The following is a 24,208-nucleotide window of genomic DNA, read 5'->3' on the forward strand; positions in this document are numbered from 1 at the left end:
TCGCTCTGCGAGCGGCGCTACCAGGGCGGCCTGGGCGTGGGCGCCGGCTTCACGTTCAGCATCGAGTGCCGGGGTCAGCCGGCGGCGCCGGCGGCGGGCTCCGCTCCGGCGGGCGGGGCGAACGCCTGACCGGCGAGTCGCTGCACATAGTCCGAGATGTCGGGCGGCCAGGGCGCCATGTGGGCGGCGAACGCGGCGGCGTCGCCCGCGTAGAGCGCGCGGACCGCGTCTTCATAGGCCGGCAGATCGCCCGCCAGGGTCGTCATGACCCGATAGGCCGCCTCCTGGGCGGCCCGGCGGCGGTCCGGGCCCGCGGACGTGCGGCGGGCCTCCTCGACGAGGCGGCGCAGCGCGGCCGATGCGCCGCCCGGCTGCTGCGCCAGCCAGTCCCAATGCCGGGGCAGCAGCGTCACCTCGCGGGCGACGACGCCGAGGCGGGGACGTCCCCGTCCTTTCTGGACGCCAGGCGGCGAGCTCCGCTTCGCGCGCGCTTCATACTCGGCCACGGCGCCGTCGGGGCCATGGCGCAGCTCGAGATCCACGACGCGCCCCGACGCGTCGTCGAACACTAGGACGGGCGGCGCGTCGGGACGAGTCGCGGCCCTGGCGATGTCGGACAGGTCGCCCGTTGCGTGACGGCGAGAACCGGCAAACGCCGTGAAGGTGGGGCTGGCGCCCATGCCGCAGACTCCGAGTCTTATTACCCGGATATAATTACTCGCCGCGGAGGCTCTGCACAATAGGGACGCCGCGGGCCTCCTTGTACGCGGAGGCGACGATCGGCGTGACCCAGTACTGACGGAACCATCGCCGGAGCCAGGGATCGTCGCCGACGAAGGCCTGCATCTGGCGGCTGGGATCGACCGCCGCCTGCACCTGCTCGAGCGTGCGGCCGGAGTCGGCGAGGGGCTTCACCTGGGCGCGGATGTCGGCAAGCGCCGCCACGAGCCGGTCCACGTACGCGCGGTCGCGCTGCGGAGGGCCGTGCCCGGGGATCAGCGTCGCAAAGTCCATCGCCCGCAGCCTGCCCAGCGCCCCGATCCAGTCGGAGGGGTAGCTGCCGAAGCCGAAGGGGACGGGAGCGACCACGATGTCGCCGGCGACCAGGATCCTCTGGCGCGGCAGCCAGACCACCGCATCGCCGTCGGTGTTGGCCCTGCCGAGATGGAGCACCTCGACCGGCGTCTGCGGGTCGGGAAGGTCAAGCCGCGTGTCGAACCCCTCGGACACGGACAGAGTCACCGCGCCGTCCATGTCGACCGCGTATTGGCGGAGGAGTCGCTCCGACGCGGCCCAGCCCGCCTGTTCCTCCGCCGTCTTCGCCTCTTCACCCATGCGGCGCACGTTGGGGATGAAGTCCTGCAGGCTCTTCTGCAGGGTGGCGTTCGCGACCGCGTCGGGCGCGGCCGGCGTGTTCATGGTCTTCGCCGTGCGCAGGTGGCTCTGCGTCGCGCGGGTCGCGATGGTGCGCGCGGCCGGCCAGGCCTTCAGGATCTCGGACAGGCCCTGGGGATGGTCGCCGTGCCAGTGGGTGATCACGACGGCCTTGACGGGCTTGGGGCTCAGTCGCCTGACCGTCTCGACAACCCGGCGCCCGGCGCCCGGCGAGCCTCCTGTGTCCACCAGGACCAGCCCTTCGGCCTGTTCGATCACGGTCACATTGCCGGCCGGCTGCACCTGGAACGTCGGCTGCATGAGCACCCAGACGCGCGGGTCAACCTACACGGCCTCCTGAACATAGCCGTCGGGCGCGGTCGGCTGGGCCAGACCGGGGCCGGCAAGGGCAAGAAGGAGGCAGGCGAGGGCGAAGGGAGCGCGTATCCGGATCACGCGGGAAGCCGAGACCGCTCCGGCCTCGAGGTCAAATGAAAGGGCTTCATGGCTGGACGGAAGGGCCCGGACCTGATCCGGACCCTTCCGATGGTGCCGCCGGGCAGGATTGAACTGCCGACCTCAGCCTTACCAAGGATGCGCTCTACCACTGAGCTACGGCGGCGAAGGCGCGCGCTATAGCGGGAGCCGCGCGCGGCGTGAAGCCCCAAATCGCGCCGCCGGACTTGACGGCGACGGCCTCGGGGTCGCACCTGCGGGCCATGTCCAGGACGACGGACGGCAAGAACCCTCAGCGCGAATCCCGCGAGGCCCAACTCGCCCAGGCGTTGCGCGCCAACCTCAGGCGCCGCAAGGCGGGCTCTGCGCCGCAGCCTCCTGTGAAGCCGCACGAAACCTCCACGGATTGACGGCTTGGCGCGTTCGCGCGGGGCACGCTAGATAGCGGCGCAGATGGACCGCGCGAGGGACGCGGGCCGCACGGGCTTCGTTAGGACACCGATTGGATCGCATCGCCATCACCGGCGGCGCTCGGCTGGAGGGGGAGATCCCCATCAGCGGCGCCAAGAACTCTGCCATCAAGCTGATGGCCGCGAGCCTTCTCACGGAAGAGCCCCTGCGGCTGACGAACATGCCCCGGCTCGCGGACACACGGTTCTTGGGACGGCTGCTGCAGCGACTGGGCGTCGAGGTCGCCGAGTCCGAGGGGGCCGACGGGCCGGAGACGCTTCTGACGACGCCGGAGATCGTGAGCGGATTTGCGCCGTACGACCTGGTCCGGCAGATGCGCGCCTCGTTCAACGTCCTGGGGCCGCTGCTGGCGCGGAGCGGACAGGCGAAGGTCTCACTGCCCGGCGGCTGCACGATCGGCGCCCGGCCGGTAGATCTTCATCTGAAGGCGCTGGAGACCCTGGGCGCCAAGATCGACCTGCATGAGGGCTATGTTTACGCGCAAGCGCCGCGGGGCCTGAAGGGCGGCCAGATCGACTTCCCCTTCGTCTCGGTCGGCGCCACCGAGCACACGCTGCTGGCCGCGGTCCTGGCCGATGGCGAGACAGTCATGACGAACTCGGCCTGCGAGCCCGAAATCACCGACCTGGCCGACTGCCTGAACAAGATGGGCGCCAAGGTCACGGGGGCGGGGACTCCCACGATCCGAATCGAGGGCGTGAGCCGCCTGTCCGGCGCGACCCATGCGGTGCTGCCCGACCGGATCGAAACGGGCACCTACGCGCTGGCCGCCGCGATGGCCGGCGGCGAGGTGCGTCTGACGAAGACCCGCAGCGACTTCATCCAGGCGCTCATCGACAAGATGGTCGAAGCGGGGGTGGACGTGACGTCCCACGCGGACGGCCTGACGGTGAAGCGCGGCGGCGGCCGACTGAAGGCGGTCGAGCTCACCACCGATCCCTATCCCGGCTTCGCCACCGACCTGCAGGCGCAGTTCATGGCGCTGATGACCCTGGCCGAGGGCGAGAGCGTCATCCGCGAGACGATCTTCGAGAACCGGTTCATGCATGCGCCGGAACTCCGCCGCCTCGGAGCCGATATCTCGGTGCAGGGCGGCGAGGCGAGGGTTCGCGGCGTCGCGGCGCTGGAGGGCGCTCAGGTGATGGCCACCGACCTTCGGGCGTCTGTCAGCCTGGTGATCGCGGGCCTCGCGGCGCGGGGCGAGACGGTCGTCAACCGCGTGTACCATCTGGACCGCGGCTTCGAGCGCCTGGAGGAGAAGCTGGGCGCATGCGGTGCGCAGGTCCGGCGCCTCAAGGGCGACGGCGCGGAAGAGGTCGAGTAGGCATGACCGGTACGGGGCAGCTCCAACTGCTGGCCGAGGACGAAGAGGACCTGGCCGTGATCTCGGCCGCGTTGCAGGACGCCGTGGCCAAGGTGGGCGACGTCTCGTTCGAGGCTCGCGCGCGGCGCCTGACGATCGCCTTCAACCGGTACCGCTGGGAGGCGGGGGCGCGTCAGCGGGTCCGCTCGGCGTTCCAGGTCGGCGGCGTGCTGGACCTGAAGGCCAGGAAGATCCGGCGCGACCGCAAGGACGCCGTCCTCGAGCTGCTGGCGATCCGTTTCGATGCGGGCGAGGCGCCGGGCGGCGTGCTGACCCTCAGTTTCGCCGGCGGCGGGGATCTCCGCGCCGAGGTCGAATGCATCGATGCAGTCCTGGCCGACGTCTCGGAACCCTGGCCGACGCCGCGCGCGCCCAAGCACGCCGACTGACGCGATGGCCTTGGCCGCCGCGCGCGGCTATGAGAGCGCGCCATGCGCCGCTTCCACGCCTCCGACCCCGGTTTTCAGGACGCCTTTTCCGCCTTCATCGCCGAGCGCCGCGAGACGCCCGAAGAGGTGGACGCCCTGGTGCGGGACGTGCTCGCCGCGGTCCGGCAGGAGGGCGTCGAGGCGCTGCTGCGGTTCGCCCGGGAGTTCGATCGCGTCGAGCTGACCGAGGCGACGCTGCGGGTCACCCCCGAGGAGATCGCCAGAGGCGCCGAGGCCTGCCCCGCAGAGGTGCGCGAGGCCATCGCCTTCGCCGCCGCGCGCATCCGCGCCTACCACGAGCGGCAGCGGCCGGCGGACCAGCGCTTCACGGATGCGGCCGGCGTGGAACTGGGCTGGCGATGGGGGCCCCTGGAGGCGGTCGGCATCTATGTGCCTGGGGGCCGCGCGGCCTATCCGTCCACCGTGCTCATGAACGCCGTGCCCGCGGCCGTGGCCGGCGTCGAGCGGATCGCCATGGTGACGCCGCCCGGACGGCTGCAGCCCGCCGTCCTCGCGGCCGCGCAGGAAGCGGGCGTCACCGAGATCTGGCGCGTCGGCGGCGCGCAGGCGGTGGCGGCCCTGGCCTATGGCGCGGGACCCATCCGCCCCGTCGACAAAATCGTCGGCCCCGGCAACGCCTTCGTCACCGCGGCCAAGCGGCGGGTCTACGGAACGGTAGGAATCGACGCTCTGGCGGGCCCGTCCGAGATCGTGGTCGTCGCGGACGGCGCCAACGATCCCCAATGGATCGCGGCGGACCTTCTTTCGCAGGCCGAGCACGACCCCGCCGCCCAATCCATTCTCATCACCGACGACGAGGCGTTCGCGGCCCGGGTCGAGGCGGCGGTGGCCGAGCAGCTCTCCGCGCTGGCGACCGGCGCGGACGCGGCGGCTTCGTGGCGCGACCACGGCGCCGTCATCATCGCGCCGCTCGACGAGAGCCCCGGTCTCGTCGACCAGATCGCCCCCGAGCATGTGGAGTTCGCGCTGGACCAGCCGGAGCGGCTCGCCGACCGGGTGCGGCACGCAGGCGCGATCTTCCTCGGCCGCTACGCGCCTGAGGCGGTGGGCGACTACGTGGCCGGCTCGAACCACGTGCTGCCGACCAGCCGCGCCGCGCGCTTCTCTTCGGGGCTCTCGCTCTACGATTTCCTGAAGCGGACCTCGATCGTGCGGTGCGATCCGGAGTCGTTCGCCGCCCTTGCCCAGGCGACCATCACGCTGGCCGAGGCCGAGGGGCTGCCGGCGCACGCGCGCTCGGCCGCGATCCGGCTGGGCCAGGGCCGCTAGGCCGGCCCCGCCCGGCAGCCCGGGCCCCGGCGCCGCGGGGCTTTTTCCATGTCCAAGGCCCAGCTTCTGCGGAGGCGGGATGACGGGAGCCCCCGGTTTGCAATAAAGCTCCGCGTGGGACCATGGCCGAAGACCTGAAGAAGACGCACCGCCTGCAGTCGGTCGAGCTCGACGAGGAGTCGCTCGCCGCGGTTTCGCGCGACCAGGAGCAGGAGCGTCAGATCGCCATCTTCGATCTGCTGGAGGAGAACTACTTCCATCCCGAGGGCGCCGACGGCGGGCCCTACGACCTGCGCATGGGCCTGCTGGAGAACCGGCTGGTGCTCGACATCAAGGGGCCCTCGTACGAGCGCCGCCACATCCTGTCGCTGTCGCCCTTCCGGACGCTGATCAAGGACTACTTCATGATCTGCGACAGCTACTACCAGGCCATCCGCAACTCGACGCCGCAGCAGATCGAGGCCTTGGACATGGGTCGCCGCGGCCTGCACAACGAGGCGTCCGAGCTGTTGCAGACGCGTCTGGGCGGCAAGATCGAGACCGACCTCGACACGGCGCGCCGGCTCTTCACCCTCATCTGCGCCCTTCACTGGCGAGGTTGATGGGGCATGTCGGACCAACCCGGCAAACGCCAGCCCGATGCGGTCCTCTTCTGCTGCAACTTCAACCAGGTGCGCTCGCCGATGGCCGAGGCGCTGCTGAAGCTGATCGCCGGTACGCGCATCTTCGTCGACAGCTGCGGTCTGAAGCGGGCGAGCTTCGATCCCGACGAGGACGAGATGGAGGTCGATCCCCTGGCCGCATCGGTGATGCAGGAGCTGGGCGTCGACCTGGCGCGGCATCGCTGCAAGGTCTTCGACGACCTCGAGGACGATTCCTTCGACCTGGTCATTTCGCTGACTCCCGAAGCGCAGCACCGCGCCATCGAGATCGCCCGCGGCCGCGACGCCGAGATCGAGTACTGGCCCACGATGGATCCGACGCTCGTGGAGGGCTCCCGCGAGCACCGGCTGGAGGCGTATCGGCAGGTCCGCGACGGGCTCGCGGCCCGCATTCGGGAGCGGTTTGGCGGCTGAGGCCGCGCCGTATCGACCTGCCCCCCTCCGATGCGCTATATTCGGCGTCGCAGATTGCGGCTCGCAGCCAGACGGCGCGAGCCGTCGTCGTATGTGAAGTCGAGGAAGGACCAAGGAGCCGCATGGCGAAGGAAGAACTGCTCGAGTTTCCGGGTACGGTCAGCGAAGTGCTGCCGAACGCGACGTTCCGGGTGAAGCTCGAGAACGACCACGAGATCATCGCCCATACGGCGGGCAAGATGCGCAAGAATCGCATCCGGGTGTCGGCCGGCGACAAGGTGCTCGTGGAGATGACGCCCTACGACCTCACCAAGGGCCGCATCACCTTCCGCGTCCGCTGACGAGACCGAGGCGCGAGACTTGCCCGCGCAGCAGCGCCTCGTCCTGGCTTCCGCGAGTCCCCGGCGGCTCGACCTTCTCCGTCAGATCGGCGTGGTTCCAGACGCCGTGGACGCGGCGGAGCTCGACGAATCCCCACAACCCGACGAGACCCCGCGCCAGCTTGCGCTGCGGCTCGCGTGCGCCAAGGCGTCGCTGGTGGCCGCCCGTTGGCCGGACGCCCATGTGCTGGCCGCCGACACCGTGGTCGCCGTCGGCCGTCGCGTGTTGCCCAAGGCCGAGGACGACGCGCAGGTGAGGTCCTGCCTGCAACTGCTCTCCGGCCGCGCGCACCGCGTGCTCACCGGGGTGGCGGTGTGCGCGCCGGGCGGGCGGACGGCGCGACGGCTGGTGGAGACCCGGGTCCACTTCAAGCGGCTGAGCGCCTCGGACGTCGAGGCCTACCTCGCGAGCGGGGAGGGCGTTGGGAAGGCCGGCGGCTACGCCATCCAGGGTCGCGCCGGCGCGATGGTCATCGCCCTCCAGGGCTCCTACTCGGGCGTCGTGGGACTGCCCCTCTACGAGACGGCGAGCCTGCTCGAGGGCCTGGGGTTCCGCCGCTCATGAGCGCCCGCCGCATCTTCCTCGACAGGAGCGTCGGCGAAACGCGCGGCGTCGTGACGCTCGACGGTCGTCCCGAGCGCCTGATCCTGCGGCGGGACGACGACGATCCCCGGCTGCAGCTCGGCGCACGCCTCGTCGCGCGCGTCGAGAACGTGGAGCCCGCGCTCGCCACGGCGTTCCTCGACCTGGGCGGCGGCCAGAAGGCGATCCTGCCGTTCAAGCCCGATCAGCGGCCGGTCCGCGGCGCGGCGGTGGAGGTCGACATCCGCGGCGAGCCGCGCGCGGGCAAGCTCGCGACCGCGCGGCTGATCGGGGCGGGGGAGGGCGCGCCGCGCCTGCTGCAGCCGCCGCCGGACGTCGGCGACATCCTGACCACGCTGGTCCGCGACGCCGCCCTGGTGGAGGGCCGTGCCGCGCGCGCCGCCGCCGACGAGGCCGAGGCCGAGGCCCTGGAAGCCGTGTTCCCGCTGCCGGGGGGCGGTTCCGTGGCCATCGAGCCCACGCGGGCGCTGACGGCCATCGATGTGGACCTCGGCGAGCGGAAGGGCGCCGACGCCAAGCGGGCCGCCCGGGCCGGCAACCTCGCGGCGCTGTCCGAGGCCGCGCGCCTGCTGCGCCTCAAGAGCCTCGGGGGGCTGGTGATCGTGGACCTGGTGGGCCGCGGCCACGACGGCGCCGCCCTGATGGCGGCCGCCCGGCAGGCGTTCGGACCTGACAATCCGGGGGTGGCGATCGGACCCGTGGGACGGTTCGGGACCATGGAGATCTCGATTCCCCGCCGGACGCGGCCGCTCTCGGAGCGCCTGGCCGACGCGCGCGGCGCGCTCACCGACCGCACGCTCGCCCAACGCCTCGTGCGGCGCCTGGAGGACGAGGCGGCCGCCCAGCCCGGCGCGCGCCTCGCCGCGGCCTGCGCGCCCGACGTGGCCGCCGCCGCGACCCCCCTGATCCGGGCCCTCGCAGACCGCTTCGGCGCCCGCTTCGACCTGCGCCCCGATCCCGCGCACCCGCGGGAGCGGTTCGACGTGGCGCGCTCATGAGCGGGGCGAGGTGTCCGACCTGCGGCAAGCCGCCGGATCCGGCCTACCGGCCGTTCTGCTCGCGCCGCTGCGCCGACGTCGACCTGCAGCGCTGGCTGTCGGGAAGCTACGCCATCCCGGCCGAGGAGGACGAGGGCCTGCCCGACCGCGACGCGGCCGACGAATAGCCCTCGAAATTCCTGTCTCCGCGTCGCTGGACTTCCAAAAGCGGCTCTTCTATAGACACGCCTCCCGCGCGGGCGGACCCCGGGCCTGGGTAGCTCAGTTGGTAGAGCAGCGGATTGAAAATCCGCGTGTCGGTGGTTCGAATCCGCCCCCAGGCACCATCTCCCACGGTTCCTCATCATTGCGCCGCCGGGCGCCCTCGTCGAGGCGGCCCCACCATCCCGGACGGGCTTGAGCCCGCGCCGCGAGGGCTGCGATGGCAGGTCCGGCGGCGGCCGAGCCGGCCGCGGAACGCCTGTCATTTGAGCAATCTGTGTTCCAAAAGATTGCTGCGTCGCAGCATCAGTTCGCGACGAGCGGTCGCCTTTCGAGCGCTCTTCCAACGAAGTCCTGTGTGCAGCGCACAATTCGTGCCGAAGCGTCAGAAAAATGACGGCCGCGGGAAAGCTTCTGCCCCTTGACGCTTCGATATGGGGTTGCCAAAGGGTCGGTCCGCTTGTCTTACAAAGCGGTAAGACTTTGGGTTCCTCCCGCAGGAGTTCAAGGCCGTCCGCCCAACGCCAATCCCTGCGCAAGTCGGGGTCCCGCGTTCCGGGTCGGGCGCAGCGATAGCGCCTCTGGCGTTCTGGCCGCGCGAGTGGTTTGGGCGCCGGGCTTTGTTTTAACTAGGGTGGAGACGCTCTCGCGCGACGACCCTCCGGCCAATCGTGCTAGACCAACCAGGAACTGGCGACAGATGCTCGACAACAAACTGAAGATGACCTTCTCCGCTCTCCTCGGCGCCGTGGCGCTGAGCGTGAGCGCGCCGGCGTTCGCTCAGGACGCCGCCGCCCCGGCCGCCCCGGCTGCAGATGCGGCCGCCGCGGCTCCTGCCGACGCCGCCGCCGCTGCTGCTCCGGCCGCCGCGCCTGCCGCGCCCGCCGCCGAAACGGCCGATCCGCCGACCATGAAGAACGCGGGCAAGCTGAACGTCGGCACCATGTTCATGGACGCCGACCCCGTGGTTAAGGTGATCATGATCGGCCTCGCTCTCGCCTCGGTGCTGAGCTGGACGATCCTCGTCACCAAGATCCTCGAGTTCCGCTCGCTGAACCGTCAGTCCGACGGCTTCGTCGAGAGCTTCCGGGGCGCCAAGTCGATCACGGACATGAGCCGGATCGCGCTCTCCGAGGAGTATGACGGCAACCCGCTGGCCGACATGGCCGCGGCGGCCGCCCAGGAGATCGAGCTGTCCAAGCAGGCCGGCCTCTCCATCGCCGGCGAGCACCGCGACACCACCATGGGCCGTGCGGAACACGCGGTGAGCGCGGTCCAGGCCTCGCTGGCCCGTCGCCTCTCGGGCGGCATGCAGTACCTGGCCTCGGTCGGCTCCAACGGTCCGTTCATCGGCCTGTTCGGCACCGTCTACGGGATCATGAACTCGTTCATCGGCATCGCGAACACCAACACGACCAACCTGGCCGTCGTGGCGCCCGGCATCGCCGAAGCGCTGCTCGCCACCGGTCTCGGCCTGTTCGCCGCCATCCCCTCGGTTATCTTCTACAACTACTTCCAGACCCGCATTTCCGCCTACGGCGCGCGGTCGGAAGGGTTCGTGGCCGAGCTGATGAACGCGATCTCCCGGCAGCTCGACAAGGGGGCGTAATCTAGATGGCCGCCAAACTCTCGAGTGGAGGGGGCGGGCGCTACGAGGAGCAGCAGAACTCCGAGATCAACGTCACGCCCTTCGTGGATGTGATGCTCGTGCTTCTGATCATCTTCATGGTGGCGGCGCCGCTGGCGAGCGTGACCGTCAAGGTCCAGCTCCCGCCTGCGGTCGCCCCGCCGGGCACCAATCCTCCGAAGCCGGTCTACATCTCGATCCAGCCGAACGGCAGCATCTTCATCCAGGACTTCCGGACGGATCTGGCGACGCTGGGGGACGACCTTCGAAAGAACCTGGGGAACACGCGTAATCCTGAGAAGGAACGCATCTTCATCCGGGCGGACAAGGACGTGCTGTACGGCGATTTCATGGGCGTCATGAACATGCTGCAGGACAACAATTTCTACAGCGTGGCCCTCGTCGGTGAAGACAAGTAGGTGGTGACCCATGACTGACGCTCACCACGAAGCCCTCACCCGGCACAACCCGTTCGACGATCCGAAGCCGAAGCGCCGGCCCGGGATGATCATCGCGCTCGTCGGGGCCGTCGTGGTCCATGGCGCGCTCGGGGTCTATCTCTGGAAGTCGCGGTTCGAGCCGAAGTACAAGGAGTACTCGGACGAGGTGACGGACGTGGCTCTCATCAAGCCCGTCCCGCCGCCTCCGCCGCCGCCTCCGCCTCCGCCGCCGCCGAACACCCCGCCGCCGCCGCCGCCGAAGCTGCAGCCGCGTCCGCCGGTGGCCGTGCCGGACCTGCCCTCGATCCCGCCGCTGCCGGTTCCGCCGGTCGAGCGTCGGATCGAAGAGCCGCGTCCGCCGGCCGCGCCGCCGCCGGAACCGCCGCGTCCTTCGGTGATCACCAACCCGGACTGGCTTCGCCGCCCGACCGGTGAGGACGTGGCCCGGTACTATCCGGACCGCGCGCAGCGGATGGAAGTGGAAGGCTCGGCCTCGCTGAGCTGCCAGGTGACCGCCCGCGGAACGCTGGAAGGCTGCTCCATCGTCTCGGAGAACCCCTCCGACATGGGCTTCGGCGACGCTGCGATGAAGATGTCCAGGCTCTTCAAGATGCGGCCGCAGACCAAGGACGGCCAGCCCGTCAGCGGCGGCACGGTGCGGATCCCGATCCGCTTCGTTCTACCGAAGGGCTGATCCGCAAGGATCGACGACACAAGGGCCCCGGCCGCCATGCGCGGCCGGGGCTTTTTCTTTGCCCGCGGCGACCCTGTGCGCGATCCCGCGCGCGGCGGCTCCGAGCCCGCTTGATCGGACCGCCCCCGCCGACTATTACAGCGCGCTCGCGATGACGCGCCGCCCTAGCTCAGTTGGTTAGAGCGCCAGATTGTGGCTCTGGAGGTCCCCCGTTCGATCCGGGGGGGCGGTACCATCGCAGATCCCCTCGCTCTCGAGAGACGACGGCCCGTCCGTTCGGGACCCCTTGCCTTGCCCAGCGTCACCCTTGCAGCTTGCGTCCCGGAGTCTAACGTGTGTTTGACCGACCGCGCGCCAGAGGCGGCGAAGGGGAGAAGGCCATGATCAAAACCCGCATCACCGAGATGTTCGGCATCGAGACCCCGCTCGTCATGGGCGGCATGACGGGCGTCGGATATGCGCCGCTCGTGGCGGCCGTCGCCAACGCCGGCGCGCTCGGGTTCATCACCGCCCACCATTCTCAGTCGGCCGAGGAGCTCCACAAGGAGATCCAGCGCTGCCGCGACCTCACCGACAAGCCGTTCGGGGTGAACCTGACGCTGCTGCCGTCGCTGAACCCCATCCCCTACGACGAGTACCGGCAGGCGATCATCGAGAGCGGCGTGAAGATCGTCGAGACCGCCGGCCGCGCGCCGGTCGACCATCTGCCCGCCTTCAAGGAGGCCGGCGTCAAGGTGATCCACAAGTGCACCTCCGTGCGGCACTCGGTGTCGGCGGTGAAGCACGGCTGCGACGTGATCTCGATCGACGGCTTCGAGTGCGCCGGCCACCCGGGCGAGGACGACATCGGTCTGATCGTGCTGCTGCCGGCGACGGCCGATGCGGTGAACGTGCCGATCATCGCCTCGGGCGGCATGGCGGACGGCCGCAGCCTGGCGGCGGCGCTGGCGCTCGGCGCCGACGGCGTGAACATGGGCACGCGCTTCATGGCCACCCAGGAGTGCGACATCCACGAGAACGTGAAGCGCAAGATCGTGGAGAATTCCGAGCGCGACACGCTGCTGACCAACCGCACGCTGCGCAACACCAGCCGCGTCGCGCGCAACGCCATCTCGGAAGAGGTGGTCAAGATCCAGCAGGACCCCACGAAGACCATCGAGGACGTGCGCCACCTGGTGGCCGGCGTGCGGGGCCGCAAGAACGTGCTGGGTGAGGGCGACACCGACGGCGGCATCTGGACCGTGGGCCAGAGCCAGGGCCTGATCCACGACATCCCGACCTGCAAGGAACTGGTGGCGAACATCATGCGCCAGGCCGAGGAGGTCCTTCAGCGCGACGCCCGCCGCGTGATGGTGACGGCCTGAGGATCGGAGAGGCGCGCTCGCTCAACCGGCGAGCGCGCTTGCCAAGCTGAAGCGTTGAAGCTGTAGTCCGGACCCAGGGGGGAGACGGGCGACAAGAAGGCGCGCGGCCCTTGCCGATGGGGGGGGGCGCTTGCCGAGCGTAACGACATTCGACGCTCTGCTGTCCGGCCTCTCCTGGAACGGCATCGGGGTCAGCGGACGGCCGACGTTCGTGACCTACTCCTTCGATGCGGCGCCCCATCCCGACTACGCCCTGGCCTTTCCGAGCGCCTTCCTGGGGAGCTTCCAGCCGCTGACCGCCGCCGAGCAGGATGTGGCGCGGCAGGCCCTGAAGGCCTGGGGCGACGCCAGCGGGCTCACCTTCCTCGAGGTCCCGGCCGGGCGTGGCGACATCCGCTTCGGCGTCTACGACTTCCGGCTGGGGCCGGAAGACATCGAGGACAGCGCCGCCTTCGCGTTCAATCCGTTCGTCTTCGACGATCCCGAAGGCGCCTTCGAGGACCACTTCGGCGGCGACATCTTCATCGACCTGGGCCAGGCGACCTTCGACACCCTGGTGCACGAGATCGGCCACGCCATCGGGCTCAAGCATCCGTTCGAAGGCCAGACGACGCTCGACGCGTCGGTCGACGACATCGCGCACACCGTGATGACGTACAATCCGGCGGGCGGCCCCGCCGCGGCCCTGGGTTCGCTCGACATCCTGGCGGTCCAGCACCTCTACGGCGGCCCCGCCACGGATGGGACCCAGGCGACCAGCTGGAGCTGGGACTCCGCAGCCTACATCCTCACCCTGGCAGGCGGCCCCGCGAACGACACCCTCGCCGGCGTGGCCGTGGCGGACCGGATCACCGCGGGGGCAGGAGACGACTACGTCATGGCGCGCGGCGGCGCCGACGTGCTGGACGGCGGAGACGGCGCCGACACCATGGCCGGCGGCGACGACGCCGACACCCTCGCCGGAGCGGCCGGCAACGACGTGCTCGACGGCGATCCCGGCGACGACAGCCTGGCGGGCGGCGAGGGCGCCGACGACCTGTGGGGCCTGGCGGGCGCCGACACCATCACCGGCGACGAGGGGGGCGACACGCTGCACGGCGGCTCGGGCGCGAACCGTCTGTTCGGCGGGTCCGGCAACGACGTCATCATCGTGGTCGACGGTCGCAGCACCGTCGATGGCGGCGAGGGGGCCGACCAGCTCTGGCTCGTGCCGCTGTCCTCCGCCAGCGCGGTCCTGACCTACGCGAGCCTGACGGCGGGCGGCGGGACCTATACCGGCATCGAGTCGGTGGTGATGTTCGGCGACTTGAACGTGGACACCCTGGTCGGCGGGGCGCTGCCGGACCTTCTCATGGGCGAGGGGGGCGCGGACTCCATCGTCGGCGGCGCGTCCGACGACGGGCTCTTTGGCGACACCGGCGCGGACACGCTGTCGGGCGGCGAGGGCGCGGACTACCTCGAGGGCTGGAGCGGCGACGACTGGCTGATTCCGGGCGGCGGCAACGACCTCATCTGGGGCGCCTCCGGAATCGACACCGTGGACTTTTCGGGCGAGCTGGAAGGCATCGACGTCACCATCAACGCCCCGCGCTCGATCAGCGGCGCGATCGAGGAGATGCTCGACGTCGAGAACATCGTGGGCACGGCGTACGCCGACAACATCATCGGCGACGGCGGCGCGAACCGCCTGTTCGGCGGGGGCGGCGCGGACACGGTCAACGGCCGCGACGGCGCGAACTACCTGCGCGGCGACGACGGGGCCGACAGCCTGCTCGGCGGCGCGAACTTCGACGACATCAACGGGAACGTGGGCGAGGACACGGGTTCCGGCGGGGGCGGCGACGACTGGGTCGTGGGCGGCAAGGACAACGACCGCCTCTCGGGAGACGATGGCGCGGACCTGGTCTACGGCAACCTGGGCGCCGACACCTGCGAGGGCGGGGCGGGCGCCGACACGATCCGCGGCGGCCAGCAGGACGACGTGCTGCAGGGCGGCGCCGGGGACGACTACCTGTCGGGGGACAAGGACAGCGACACGGTCACCGGCGGCGAGGGGGCGGACATCTTCCACACCTTCGGCGACGCCGGCGTCGACCGTGTTATGGACTTCAGCCTCGCCCAGGGCGACCGCGTGATGCTGGATCCCGGAACCCAGTACAGCCTGTCCCAGGTGGGCTCCGACACCGTCATCAGCATGACGGGGGGCGGCCAGATGATCCTGGTCGGCGTCGCCCTGTCCAGCCTGACCGGCAACTGGATCTTCGGGAACTGAGGCTCGCCTGAAGCGGGTCCGCCATGGGGGCACGCCGACGGCAACAGGTCAGCGCGTCCATCGCCTGCGCGCCTTCGGCCGGGATCGGCCGTCGGAAGCTGCCAACAGGCGGAAAACGGTGATAGCGAGGGCCATGGTTCGAGCGGGTGGACAGACCGGGGGCGCGGTGCGGGGCCGCAGGCCCAAGGGGCAGGGGCCGGACCTGCGCCAGGCCATACTTGACGCCGCGGAGTCCCTCTTCTCCCGCCACGGCTTCTACGGCGTCACCGTCCGGCAGGTGGCGGGCGAGGCGGGCGTCGACACCGCGCTGATCCACTACTACTTCGGCGCCAAGCGCGAGCTGTTCGACAGCGTCTTCGCGCGGCGTGCCCAGATCCTGAACGAGATCCGCGTCGAGGCGATCGCGGCCTATGCGGCCGCCCACGCCGGCCGCATGACGCTCGAAGGCGTGATCGAGGCCTTCATCGACCCGCTCGTCGAGCTCGCCTCGACCAACGACGAGGGCTGGAAGAACTACTTCCGGCTGGTCGCGCTGGTGAACAACACGCCCGCCTGGGGCGGCGAGACGATGCACCGGTTCTTCGATCCGGTGGTGCGCCAGCTGATCGACACCCTCGAGGCGGCCTGTCCGGGGGCCGAGCGGCGCGATCTCTACTGGGGCTACCAGTTTCTCAGCGGCGCGATGATGCTGACGCTCTCCGAGACCGGACGCATCGACCAGCTCTCGGACGGCCTGTGCCGGTCCACGGATCTCGCCGCCGTCCGCGCGCGGCTCTACGCGTGGTGTGCGGCAGGTCTCACGGAAATCGTGCGGCGGAGGGCGTAGCCCAGGCTTGCCGCGCCGCAACATCGTTATGCGTCGCGCAACAAAGCATCATAAAATCAATTGTATAGACTGCGGCGGCGCTGATTTCACCCTTGCAAGAAATTTCCGCTTGCGTGCAGTGCAACATCGGCGCACAAAGGTCCTGCCCTTTTGGGCGTTTCCTCCCTATGAACTGGCCGCGCCCCCGGGCGCGGCCTTTTTTTTGCGCCTGGGGGTCAGCGCCGGCCTAGACCTCGATGAGCGCGTACTCGACGCCCAGGTCCCGGTTCAGCACCGGCCGCGCGACATTGTAGACAGGCACCCCGCCGGGGGTCCGGCCCTCGTACGCCCCGCGGTGGGCGTGGCCGTGGAGCGCGCAGCGGACGCCCTCGAACCGGTCGATCGTCTCGCCCATGCGCGTGCTGCCCAGGAAGGCGAAGATCTCGGGCGGCTCGCCCTCCACCGTCGCCTGCACCGGGGCGTAGTGGGTGACGACGACGATGCGCTCGGTGCGCAGCATGCGCAGCGAGGTCTCGAGCTTGAGATTCTCGTCCACCGAGGCCTGCACGAACGCCTTGATCTCGGGCTCGCCGAACGCGGAGAGCATGTGGCGCCCGTAGCCGCCGATGAACCCCTTGCAGCCGGCGAAGCCTACGCCTCCGATCTCGAAGGCCTCGCCGTCCAGCACATGCATCCCGGCGTCGTGGAGGATGCGCGCCACCTCGCCGGGCTGGCCGCACTCGTAGTCGTGGTTGCCCAGCACCCCCACCACGGGGATGGTGCAGACGCGCAGGTCCTCGGCCAGGATCTCGGCCTCCGGCGTCTTCCCGAAGTTCGTCAGGTCGCCGCAGAGGGCGAGCACGTCGGCCTCCTGCGCGATCCGCGCGAAGAGGTCCCGGTACGGCTGGCGCATGTCCTCGCCCACGTGCAGGTCGCCGATGGCGGCCAGCCTCAGCGGCCGCGCTGCAGCCGCGCCCGGCTCAGGCGATGGGTTCATGCCGTTCCTCCAAGCCCTTGCCCACCACGTCGGCGAAGCCGAAGTCCGTGATGTCGACGAGGTAGTCCCGGGGGCTGAACATCCGTCCGCGGCACACCTTGATCCGGGCCGGCGGCAGTTCGATCTGCGCCGACAGGCGCTCGGTCAGTTCCGTCATCACCCAGGCAGGGATGACGTTCCGCTCGGTGGGATAGATGAAGCGGAAGTTCAGGAGGTGGATCAGCAGCACCTCCCAGTACGGCTCCATGTACGCAAGCAGCCGCTTCCAGTCGATGCGGTCGTGCTGGCGCAGGATGACATGCGCGACGTCGGCGCCGTCGTAGCGATAGCGATCCTGGATGAACATCTTGGAGACCACGAGTTCGGTCGGCGACGTGATCCTCGCCGTGGCGCCGTAGACCTCGATGGTGTCGTTGTCCTCGAACCAGGCGTCCGTCACCGGCGCGGCGCCGTTCGACATGGCGAAGATGACGTCGAAGAATCGGTTGTCCTGCCAGACCTTGGCGATCCAGCGCTCATCCTCGACCTCGGTGCGGTAGCCGCGGGCCTGGAAGTAGGCGAGGATCTTCGGGAAGTCGCCGGCCTTGCAGAAGACGTCCAGGTCCTTGGTCGGCCGGACGATCCCCGTGTAGGCGCAGACCGCGTAGGTCCCGGACAGCAGGAAGCCGATGCCCGACTCCGTCAGGAGGCGGAGGCTCTCGGCATAGAACGCCTCGGCGTCCGGCGGGGGCTCGAAGGCGGAGGCGTCATAGGCTTGGGACATCGGGCTGAGGAACGGCAGCGCCCTGCGCCGGTTCCGCGTCAGGACGATTCCAGCCCTGTCCGTCCGGGGCGGCCGGAGTCGCAGAGCCTGTCGCTCCCTCGGCCGGCCCCCGCCACACGGCCGATACAGCGATCAGTGGTCGGTGTCGGACGCGCGGGCGATCCGCCTGAGGGCGGCGGCGAGGCGATAGGCGTGCGAGCGGCTCATCTCGCCGTCGCGGTGGCCGCCGGAAAGCTGGCTTGCGAGCTGTTCCAGCGCCGAGGGCGGCCGTCCGGGCGCGAAGACGCTGGCCAGCATCTGCGCCTCCGCCATCAGGTCGGCGCGCGCGTGCGGCGGGCACGCGTCGAGCAGCACCTCGTCGAAGTCGACGATCGTGCCCATCCTGGCGGATCCTTCATGGCGTCGGGGCCGGCCCATCGGAGGCGACTAACCCCCTCTGCCGCGAGGGGTTCCGCGCAACCTGCGACGGATGAGCGCTGTTATGCCAGCCGCGCGCTGGGGTTGCTTGCATTCGCCCGATCGATGTTCGACTTTCCAAAAAAAGGGGAACCCATGGATTCGGAGCACGGCAAACGTCTCGCCCAGAACCTTGTCGAACTCCTGATCCCCTATGAGGAAGAACTGATCCAGCTTGAGCGCGACGTCCCTGCTTTCGGCCCGTTGAGAAGGGCTGTCGGCATCGCGATCGCAGAGAGCTGCTACTTCATTTCGGACAACGCGGTCTGCCAGGAAGAAGCCGTTCCCCCCGCAGACGGTCCCGCTAGCCGCGCCCGATAGCAAGCCCCCCAAGGAGACCCGAAAGACCCATGGCCAACAAACCTGAAGCGGCTGCAGATCCGGTAGACGTCGCCGTCGGCGCACGCATCCGGCTGCTGCGCAAGGTGCGTGGGCTGTCGCAGCAGGCGCTGGCGGAAGCCGCCGGCGTGACCTTCCAGCAGATCCAGAAGTACGAACGCGGAGCCAACCGCGTCAGCGCTTCCATGCTCACGCGCATCGCCAAGACCCTTGGCGTGCCGGTGGCCGAGATGTTCGGGGAAGCCTCGGCCAACAGTGGCGCGGTCGACGAAGTCGCCGCTCTCCTGGCTGAGCCAGGCGCCCTGGAACTGCTGAAGGCCTATGCAGGACTGCCGCGCGGCGTGTCGCGTTCCGCCCTGGTCGAATTCGTCCGTAGTCTGCGGAGCCAGCCGGGCTAAGAGAGGCGCATGCCTCTTCTTCTCCGGTTCCTCTTCATCCTCGCCGCGGCGTCGCCGGCCGCGGCGTCGGCTCAGGCTGCGCCTCGGCTGACGCCGGCCGAGGCGCGCATGATCGCCGTCGTCGATGCGGAGCAGGGACGCCACCTCAAGCTCCTCGAGTCCCTGGTGAAGGTGAACTCGGGGACCATGAACCTGCCCGGCGTGCAGCGCGTCGGCGAAATGCTGCGCCCCGAGTTCGAGCAGCTGGGCTTCACCGTGCGCTGGGTTCCCATGACCCGGACCGGCCGGGCCGGACACCTCATCGCCACCCACAAGGGTGACGGCAGGGGCAAGCGCCTGCTGCTCATCGGCCACCTCGACACCGTCTTCGAACCGGACAGTCCGTTCCAGGGCTGGAGGGTCACCGGCGACACGGCCGAAGGGCCGGGCGTGGGCGACATGAAGGGCGGCGACGTGATCATCGTCGCAGCCCTGCGGGCGATGCACGCCGCCGGCGCCCTGAAGGCCGCGGACATCACGGTGGTCCTCACGGGCGACGAGGAGAAGCCCGGCGAGCCCCTGTCCGTCGCCCGCGCCGATCTGATCGAAGCCGGGCGCAACAGCGACGTGGCGCTCGACTTCGAGGGCCTGTCGCGGATCGGCGGCCGGGACGTCGGCTCGATCGCGCGCCGCTCCTCGACGTCCTGGACCCTCCGCGCCGCCGCGCCGTCCGGCCATTCCTCAGGCGTCTGCAAGGGGCAAGCGGGCTGCGGAGCCATCTACGAGCTCACCCGCATCCTCGACGCCTTCCGCCGCGAGCTGCCCGAGCCGAACCTGACCTACAACGTCGGTCTCGTCGTCGGGGGGACGTCCGCGGCCCTCAACGCCGACGACACGGGCGGACAGGCCAGCGGCAAGCCCAATGTCATCGCCGCCGAGGCCATCGCGCGCGGCGACATCCGCACCCTGTCGCCGGAACAGGAGGCCCGCGTGCGCGCCCGCATGCAGGCGATCGTGGCGCAGCACCTCGACAAGGCCACGGCGACGCTCGAATTCTCGGACGACAGCTACCCGCCCATGGCGCCCACCGAGGGCAACCGGGCGCTGCTCGCCGAGCTCAATCGCGTCAACGCCAGCCTCGGGCTCCCCGCGATGCCGGAAGGCGATCCCGCCGGCCGGGGCGCGGGCGACATCTCGTTCGTCGCCTTCATCGACGGGCTGGTCGGGCTGGGGATGGCGGGGGAGGGCAGCCACGCCCCGGGCGAGACCGCCGACCTCAGGAGCCTGCCGGTCCAGGCCAAGCGCGCCGCGCTGCTCATGGCCCGCCTCTCGAGGCAGCCCCGGCCCAGGTCACCCTAGTCGGCGTGCGCCGCGGAGCCCGGCTCCCGCATGATCGGCGCCGCCCTGCGCAGCATGAGCACGAGCGGCAGCAGCACGCAGGTGGCCAGCGCCATCCAGCTGAAGATGTTGACGTACCCCAGCATCGACGACTGCCGCGTCACTTCGCCGTTGAGAACCGACAGGCCCGGCAGCGACTGCAGGCTCATGAGCGGCGGCAGCACGCCCTGCAGGACGGGGCTCGACGGGTCCATCCGTCCGGCCAGGTGGCTGTGCACGGCGGCCGCGTCGCGGATGACCATGGCCTGCACCACCGAGATGCCGACGCTGGAGCCGATGCTGCGGCCCATGGTCTGAACGATCGTGCCCTCGATCCGGTGGACGGGGTCGAGCGTCGCATAGGCGAGGGTGCTGAGGGGGGAGAAGAGCAGCCCGGTGCCGAAGCCCTGGATGAACCCGCTGACGATGAAGGGGGTCGACGTCATCTGCAGGTTGAACCCGCCCATCATCCATAGCGCCACGATGTTCAGGACGAGGCCGATCACCAGCGACGTGCGCGCGCCGAAGCGGACGACGAACCACGGCACGAGCAGGAAGGCGATCAGCGAACCGATCCCGCGTGGCATGCTGACCACGCCCGCGTGCATGGCGGAGTAGCCCAGCAGGTTCTGCATGAAGGACGGCAGGAGCGCGCTGGTGGAGAACAGCAGCACGCCCGTGAAGAAGCTGAAGATCGTGGTCCCGATGAAGTTCCGGTCCTTGGCCAGGTCCCGGTGGAAGAAGGGGTGCTTGCCGGTCGCGGTCTGCACGACGAAGACCCAGAGCCCCGCGACGCTGACCGCCACGTAGAACCAGATCTCCATCGACTCCATCCAGTCCTTCTGCGGGCCGCGGTCGAGCATCATCTGCAGCCCGACGATGAAGGCGATGAGCCCGCCGAAGCCGATGAAGTCGAAGGGGCGCTCGCGTCCCCCACGGTCCCGGGCCATGAAGTTCTGGACGCCCAGCCAGGCCAGGATGCCGATCGGCAGGTTGATGAAGAACACCCACCGCCAGTCCATGTTCTCGGTGATCCAGCCGCCCAGGCTGGGGCCGATGATGGGCCCCATGATGACCGCCGCGCTCCAGATGCTCATCACCCGCGGGATCATCGCCATCGGGAAGATGTCGAGCATCACCGACTGGGAGAGGGGCATCAGGCCCGCGCCGGCTAGGCCCTGGAGCACGCGGAACGCCACCATCTGGTCGACCGTCTGCGCCATGCCGCAGAGCATCGAGGCCACGGTGAAGCCCACGATCGAATAGACCAGCATGGTCTTGCGCCCGATCTTCTGGGCCAGCCAGCCGGCCAGCGGCGTCGCCACCGCCGTCGCCAGGATGTAGGACGTCAGGACCCAGGTGATCTGCTCGGGCGACGCCGAGAGGCTGCCCTGCATGTGGGGCAGCGCCACGTTGGCGATCGTCGAATCCAGGGTGTTCATCAGCGTCGCCAGCATCAGCGCGCCGGTGATCGGGACCCGGTTCCTAACGTCCTGTGCGGCCGCCATCGGCGTCTCCCGAAGCCTGGGCCGTGCGCCAGTCGGCCGCCGAGGCGGCATAGAGCGCGACGAGGTCGGCGAGCTGCCGGCCGCGGGCCTCGGCGAGCCGCCGCCGGTCGAAGCTCAGCTGCCGCCGGGACTGGACCACGTCGGCGGCGGTGCGCGCGCCGAGCTGCGCCGCGGCCAGCGTGTCGTCCGCGACCCTCTGGCTGTGCGCCACGGCCCGCGTGAGGGTCGCGACTTCCTCCTCGTCGGTCCGCAGCGCCGCCATGGCGTCGGAGACCTCGCGGAACGCCTTCAGGACGGTCCGGCGATAGTTGGCGACGGCCAGCTTCGCCTCGGCCTCCGCGGCCCGGGTGCGGGCCTTCCGGGCGCCGCCGTCGAACAGCGGCGCGGTCAGCCCGCTCAGCAGGGTGTAGCCGGTGGACTGGGTGTCGAAGACCTCGTCGGGCGAGAGGCCGGACAGCGCCCCGTTGGCCGAGAGTCGAAGGCTCGGGTACTGCTCGGCCATGCGCGCGCCGATGGCGGCCGTTGCGGCGTGGGCCTCGGCTTCGGCGGCGAGGATGTCGGGGCGGCGGCGCACGAGATCGGACGGCAGGCTCACGGGAACCTGGGCCGGGACGACGAACGCCCCCAGGTCGAAGTCCGGCGGCGTCCAGTCGGCGGGCGAGCGGCCCACCAGGAGGGCCAGCTGGTGCCGGGCCGCATCGTACTGGCGCCGCAGCGGGGGCAGGGCGGCCTCGTCCTCGGCCAGCTGGGCTTCGATCCCGGTCAGCGTCGTGCGCGGGATGCCGCCGATGTCCAGCGCCTTGCGGGCCAGGCCGAGCAGGATGCGGTCGTCCTCGACGATCGTCTCCAGCGCCTGGATCTGCCCCCGGAGCTCCGCCACGCGGAAGGCCTGCAGGGCCACGTTGCCGGACAGGGCGAGGTAGGCCGCGTCGGCCTCGCGGGCGGCCTGGTCCACGCGGGCGCGCGCCTCTTCCACCCGCCGCCGGCCGCCGCCGAACAGGTCGAGGTCGTAGCTGACCCGGCCCCCCACCGAGAAGAGGTTGAACACCCGGCTCCCCGAGAACGGCGAAGGCGTCCCGTCCGCCGAGCGGCGGAAGCCGAACGCGCGCGAGTTGAACTTCTGCCGCTGGACGTTGGCGGTGGCCTCGAGCTGCGGGCCCAGTTCCGCCCCTGCCTCGAGGGCCTCGGCCTGGTAGCGCTCCAGCGTCGCCTGCGCCGCCGCCACGTCGGGGCTTTCGGCCAGGGCCATCCGCACCGTCCGGTCCAGCGCCTCGGAACGGAAGGCGGCCCACCAGGGGCCGGCCGTCCGGGCGTCCGGGTCCAGGCGCACGATGGCCGCCCTCGTTTCCCCCGCCATCGCATAGTCGGCCGCGCCCGTGGGCGGGGCGGGGGGCTTGAAATCGGGCCCGACGGTCGTGCAGCCGGCGAGCGCGATCGCGAGCGCGGCCAGCGGCGCCAGGGAAGCGAGGCGGGCCGCCACCGCCGCTACCGCCCGCGCCCGGGCGCGGTCAGGTCCACCTTGACCACGGCGGACAGCCCGGCGCGCGCCGCGCGCTCGGGCGGCGGCCTGTCGAACTCGATGCGCACGGGCAGGCGCTGCGTGACCTTCACCCAGTTGCCGGTGGCGTTCTGGGCCGGCAGCACCGAGAAAGCCGCGCCGGTCCCCGGCGGGAAGCTGGCTACGTGGCCCTTAAGGGGGCCGCCGGGATAGGCGTCGATGTCGATCTCCACGGGCTGCCCGACGTGCATCTTGCCGATCTGGGTTTCCTTGAAGTTGGCTTCGACCCAGGGCCGGCCCGACAGGAGCCAGAAGGCGGTCTGCGAGGCGTTCAGGTAGGCGCCGATGGGAAGCTGGTCGACGCGCGCCACGACGCCGTCCGAGGGCGCGACGACGGTCGCATGGCTCAGGTCCAGCCGCGCCCGCTCCAGCTGCGCCTTGGCCTGCATGACGCTGGGTGCGCGGTCGCCGATGTCGGCCTCTCCGCCCAGGGCCGCCAGCGCCTGCGCCGCCTGGCGCTCGGCGATCGCCAGCTGGTCGCGCGCCTGGTTGGCCGCGTGGATCGCCTGGTCCACCGCCTGGCCCGACGCGGCGCCGGCGGCGTTGAGCTGCCGCTGCCGCACGACCTCGCGCTGGGCGAACGCCAGGTTCTCGCGCGCGGCGCTGATCCCTGCCGTCTCCCGGGCATACGCCGCCCGCGCCTGGCCGACGGCGAGGCGGGCCGCGGCCAGCTGGGCGTCGGCCAGGTCCAGGCGGGCCTGCAGCTCGCGCTGGTCGAGGCGGAACAGCACCTGCCCGCGCTTCACGGACTGGTTCTCCCTGACGTAGATCTCGACCACGCGTCCGGGGATCGAGGGCGCCACCGGGGTCTTGGCGATCTGGACGTAGGCGTCGTCGGTGGTCTCGGATCGCCCTGCGGTCAGCACGAAGTAGGCCAGCACCGCCAGCACCAGCACCGGGCCGGCGATCATGATGATCCAGCGCCGCCGAAGCACCCCCGACCGGCGTCCACCGGACGCCGACGCGCCTTCCTCGTTGTCCGTCACGCTT

At 70.5% G+C, this 24,208-nt stretch carries 26 protein-coding genes and 3 tRNA genes; 20 read left to right on the forward strand and 9 right to left on the reverse strand.

Translation table 11 applies throughout. The features are described 5' to 3' along the window. Positions 1 to 74 precede the first annotated feature (74 nt). The 3 genes from JNK30_RS03000 to JNK30_RS03010 form a co-directional block, all read right to left on the reverse strand. The gene (locus JNK30_RS03000; protein ID WP_293480052.1) at positions 75 to 680 is read right to left on the reverse strand and encodes a DUF2239 family protein; all 606 of its coding nucleotides are present in this window, start codon (positions 678 to 680) and stop codon (positions 75 to 77) included. A gap of 34 nt (positions 681 to 714) precedes the next feature. Beyond that, positions 715 to 1,695 (reverse strand): MBL fold metallo-hydrolase, encoded by a 981-nt coding sequence (locus tag JNK30_RS03005; RefSeq protein WP_293480054.1) that lies wholly within the window; start codon positions 1,693 to 1,695, stop codon positions 715 to 717. A 226-nt stretch (positions 1,696 to 1,921) separates the two neighbouring features. Continuing rightward, positions 1,922 to 1,996: transfer RNA gene (locus JNK30_RS03010), tRNA-Thr, on the reverse strand. A gap of 336 nt (positions 1,997 to 2,332) precedes the next feature. On the opposite strand from JNK30_RS03010, the gene murA reads away from it, so the two are divergent. The 17 genes from murA (at position 2,333) to JNK30_RS03095 (ending at position 15,864) form a co-directional block, all read left to right on the forward strand. Beyond that, the gene (gene murA / locus JNK30_RS03015) at positions 2,333 to 3,625 is read left to right on the forward strand and encodes a UDP-N-acetylglucosamine 1-carboxyvinyltransferase (RefSeq protein ID WP_293480056.1); all 1,293 of its coding nucleotides are present in this window, start codon (positions 2,333 to 2,335) and stop codon (positions 3,623 to 3,625) included. A 2-nt stretch (positions 3,626 to 3,627) separates the two neighbouring features. Beyond that, the gene (locus JNK30_RS03020; RefSeq protein WP_293480058.1) at positions 3,628 to 4,053 is read left to right on the forward strand and encodes a DUF2948 family protein; all 426 of its coding nucleotides are present in this window, start codon (positions 3,628 to 3,630) and stop codon (positions 4,051 to 4,053) included. A 42-nt stretch (positions 4,054 to 4,095) separates the two neighbouring features. Next, the gene (gene hisD / locus JNK30_RS03025) at positions 4,096 to 5,382 is read left to right on the forward strand and encodes a histidinol dehydrogenase (RefSeq protein ID WP_293480060.1); all 1,287 of its coding nucleotides are present in this window, start codon (positions 4,096 to 4,098) and stop codon (positions 5,380 to 5,382) included. A 122-nt stretch (positions 5,383 to 5,504) separates the two neighbouring features. Further along, positions 5,505 to 5,984, forward strand: coding sequence for a UPF0262 family protein (locus JNK30_RS03030; protein ID WP_293480062.1), 480 nt, complete (start codon positions 5,505 to 5,507; stop codon positions 5,982 to 5,984). 6 nt (positions 5,985 to 5,990) lie between these two features. Further along, a complete protein-coding gene (locus tag JNK30_RS03035) occupies positions 5,991 to 6,458 on the forward strand; it encodes a low molecular weight phosphatase family protein (protein WP_293480064.1) in 468 nt (155 codons plus the stop codon). A gap of 122 nt (positions 6,459 to 6,580) precedes the next feature. Continuing rightward, positions 6,581 to 6,799: a translation initiation factor IF-1 gene (infA, locus tag JNK30_RS03040; RefSeq protein WP_111458197.1), complete on the forward strand. Its 219-nt coding sequence runs from the start codon at positions 6,581 to 6,583 to the stop codon at positions 6,797 to 6,799. Positions 6,800 to 6,818: 19 nt separating this feature from the next. Beyond that, positions 6,819 to 7,403 carry a Maf family nucleotide pyrophosphatase gene (locus JNK30_RS03045; protein ID WP_293480066.1) on the forward strand — a complete coding sequence of 195 codons (585 nt, stop codon included), beginning with the start codon at positions 6,819 to 6,821 and terminating at the stop codon, positions 7,401 to 7,403. Beyond that, the gene (locus tag JNK30_RS03050) at positions 7,400 to 8,440 is read left to right on the forward strand and encodes a ribonuclease E/G (protein WP_293480068.1); all 1,041 of its coding nucleotides are present in this window, start codon (positions 7,400 to 7,402) and stop codon (positions 8,438 to 8,440) included. The genes JNK30_RS03045 and JNK30_RS03050 overlap by 4 nt, the downstream gene beginning before the upstream one ends. Then, positions 8,437 to 8,607, forward strand: a complete 171-nt coding sequence (locus tag JNK30_RS03055; RefSeq protein WP_293480070.1) for a DNA gyrase inhibitor YacG — start codon at positions 8,437 to 8,439, stop codon at positions 8,605 to 8,607. Before JNK30_RS03050 ends, JNK30_RS03055 begins: the two co-directional genes overlap by 4 nt. Before the next feature lie 83 nt (positions 8,608 to 8,690). Beyond that, positions 8,691 to 8,766: transfer RNA gene (locus JNK30_RS03060), tRNA-Phe, on the forward strand. A 575-nt stretch (positions 8,767 to 9,341) separates the two neighbouring features. Then, positions 9,342 to 10,250: a tonB-system energizer ExbB gene (gene exbB / locus JNK30_RS03065; protein WP_293480072.1), complete on the forward strand. Its 909-nt coding sequence runs from the start codon at positions 9,342 to 9,344 to the stop codon at positions 10,248 to 10,250. A 5-nt stretch (positions 10,251 to 10,255) separates the two neighbouring features. Next, positions 10,256 to 10,687, forward strand: coding sequence for a biopolymer transporter ExbD (locus JNK30_RS03070; RefSeq protein ID WP_293480074.1), 432 nt, complete (start codon positions 10,256 to 10,258; stop codon positions 10,685 to 10,687). A 10-nt stretch (positions 10,688 to 10,697) separates the two neighbouring features. Then, positions 10,698 to 11,402 (forward strand): energy transducer TonB, encoded by a 705-nt coding sequence (locus JNK30_RS03075; protein WP_293480076.1) that lies wholly within the window; start codon positions 10,698 to 10,700, stop codon positions 11,400 to 11,402. 158 nt (positions 11,403 to 11,560) lie between these two features. Then, positions 11,561 to 11,637: transfer RNA gene (locus tag JNK30_RS03080), tRNA-His, on the forward strand. A gap of 145 nt (positions 11,638 to 11,782) precedes the next feature. Then, a complete protein-coding gene (locus tag JNK30_RS03085; protein ID WP_293480078.1) occupies positions 11,783 to 12,766 on the forward strand; it encodes a nitronate monooxygenase family protein in 984 nt (327 codons plus the stop codon). 130 nt (positions 12,767 to 12,896) lie between these two features. Further along, entirely contained in the window at positions 12,897 to 15,038 is a 2,142-nt protein-coding gene (locus JNK30_RS03090; RefSeq protein ID WP_293480079.1) for a matrixin family metalloprotease, read from the forward strand. A gap of 133 nt (positions 15,039 to 15,171) precedes the next feature. Continuing rightward, a complete protein-coding gene (locus tag JNK30_RS03095; protein WP_293480080.1) occupies positions 15,172 to 15,864 on the forward strand; it encodes a TetR/AcrR family transcriptional regulator in 693 nt (230 codons plus the stop codon). A gap of 226 nt (positions 15,865 to 16,090) precedes the next feature. Here the strand turns inward: JNK30_RS03095 and JNK30_RS03100 are convergent, their stop codons facing one another. The 3 genes from JNK30_RS03100 to JNK30_RS03110 form a co-directional block, all read right to left on the reverse strand. Further along, positions 16,091 to 16,840: a metallophosphoesterase gene (locus JNK30_RS03100; RefSeq protein WP_293480082.1), complete on the reverse strand. Its 750-nt coding sequence runs from the start codon at positions 16,838 to 16,840 to the stop codon at positions 16,091 to 16,093. Then, entirely contained in the window at positions 16,824 to 17,603 is a 780-nt protein-coding gene (locus JNK30_RS03105; protein WP_293480084.1) for a hypothetical protein, read from the reverse strand. Before JNK30_RS03105 ends, JNK30_RS03100 begins: the two co-directional genes overlap by 17 nt. Positions 17,604 to 17,735: 132 nt before the next feature. Next, on the reverse strand, positions 17,736 to 17,984 hold the full coding sequence (locus JNK30_RS03110; RefSeq protein ID WP_293480086.1) for a hypothetical protein: 249 nt from the start codon (positions 17,982 to 17,984) through the stop codon (positions 17,736 to 17,738). Between the two features lie 171 nt (positions 17,985 to 18,155). Here JNK30_RS03110 and JNK30_RS03115 point away from each other — a divergent pair, with 171 nt between their 5' ends. The 3 genes from JNK30_RS03115 to JNK30_RS03125 are packed head-to-tail and all read left to right on the forward strand — an operon-like array spanning position 18,156 to position 20,134. Further along, positions 18,156 to 18,380 carry a hypothetical protein gene (locus tag JNK30_RS03115; RefSeq protein WP_293480088.1) on the forward strand — a complete coding sequence of 75 codons (225 nt, stop codon included), beginning with the start codon at positions 18,156 to 18,158 and terminating at the stop codon, positions 18,378 to 18,380. 29 nt (positions 18,381 to 18,409) lie between these two features. Continuing rightward, positions 18,410 to 18,796: a helix-turn-helix transcriptional regulator gene (locus tag JNK30_RS03120; RefSeq protein WP_293480090.1), complete on the forward strand. Its 387-nt coding sequence runs from the start codon at positions 18,410 to 18,412 to the stop codon at positions 18,794 to 18,796. Positions 18,797 to 18,805: 9 nt separating this feature from the next. Continuing rightward, positions 18,806 to 20,134, forward strand: a complete 1,329-nt coding sequence (locus tag JNK30_RS03125) for a M20/M25/M40 family metallo-hydrolase (RefSeq protein ID WP_293480092.1) — start codon at positions 18,806 to 18,808, stop codon at positions 20,132 to 20,134. Here the strand turns inward: JNK30_RS03125 and JNK30_RS03130 are convergent. Genes JNK30_RS03130 through JNK30_RS03140 form a run of 3 tightly spaced genes read right to left on the reverse strand, consistent with a single transcriptional unit; the run spans position 20,131 to position 24,204 of the window. Further along, entirely contained in the window at positions 20,131 to 21,660 is a 1,530-nt protein-coding gene (locus JNK30_RS03130) for an MDR family MFS transporter (protein WP_293480094.1), read from the reverse strand. The two genes, JNK30_RS03125 and JNK30_RS03130, sit on opposite strands and share 4 nt — an antisense overlap. Beyond that, a complete protein-coding gene (locus JNK30_RS03135; RefSeq protein WP_293480096.1) occupies positions 21,638 to 23,140 on the reverse strand; it encodes an efflux transporter outer membrane subunit in 1,503 nt (500 codons plus the stop codon). Before JNK30_RS03135 ends, JNK30_RS03130 begins: the two co-directional genes overlap by 23 nt. A 5-nt stretch (positions 23,141 to 23,145) precedes the next feature. Beyond that, positions 23,146 to 24,204, reverse strand: coding sequence for an HlyD family secretion protein (locus JNK30_RS03140; protein WP_293480098.1), 1,059 nt, complete (start codon positions 24,202 to 24,204; stop codon positions 23,146 to 23,148). Between the last annotated feature and the right edge of the window lie 4 nt (positions 24,205 to 24,208).

The sequence above is a fragment of the Phenylobacterium sp. genome (genome assembly GCF_016793225.1).
Lineage (GTDB): Bacteria > Pseudomonadota > Alphaproteobacteria > Caulobacterales > Caulobacteraceae > Phenylobacterium.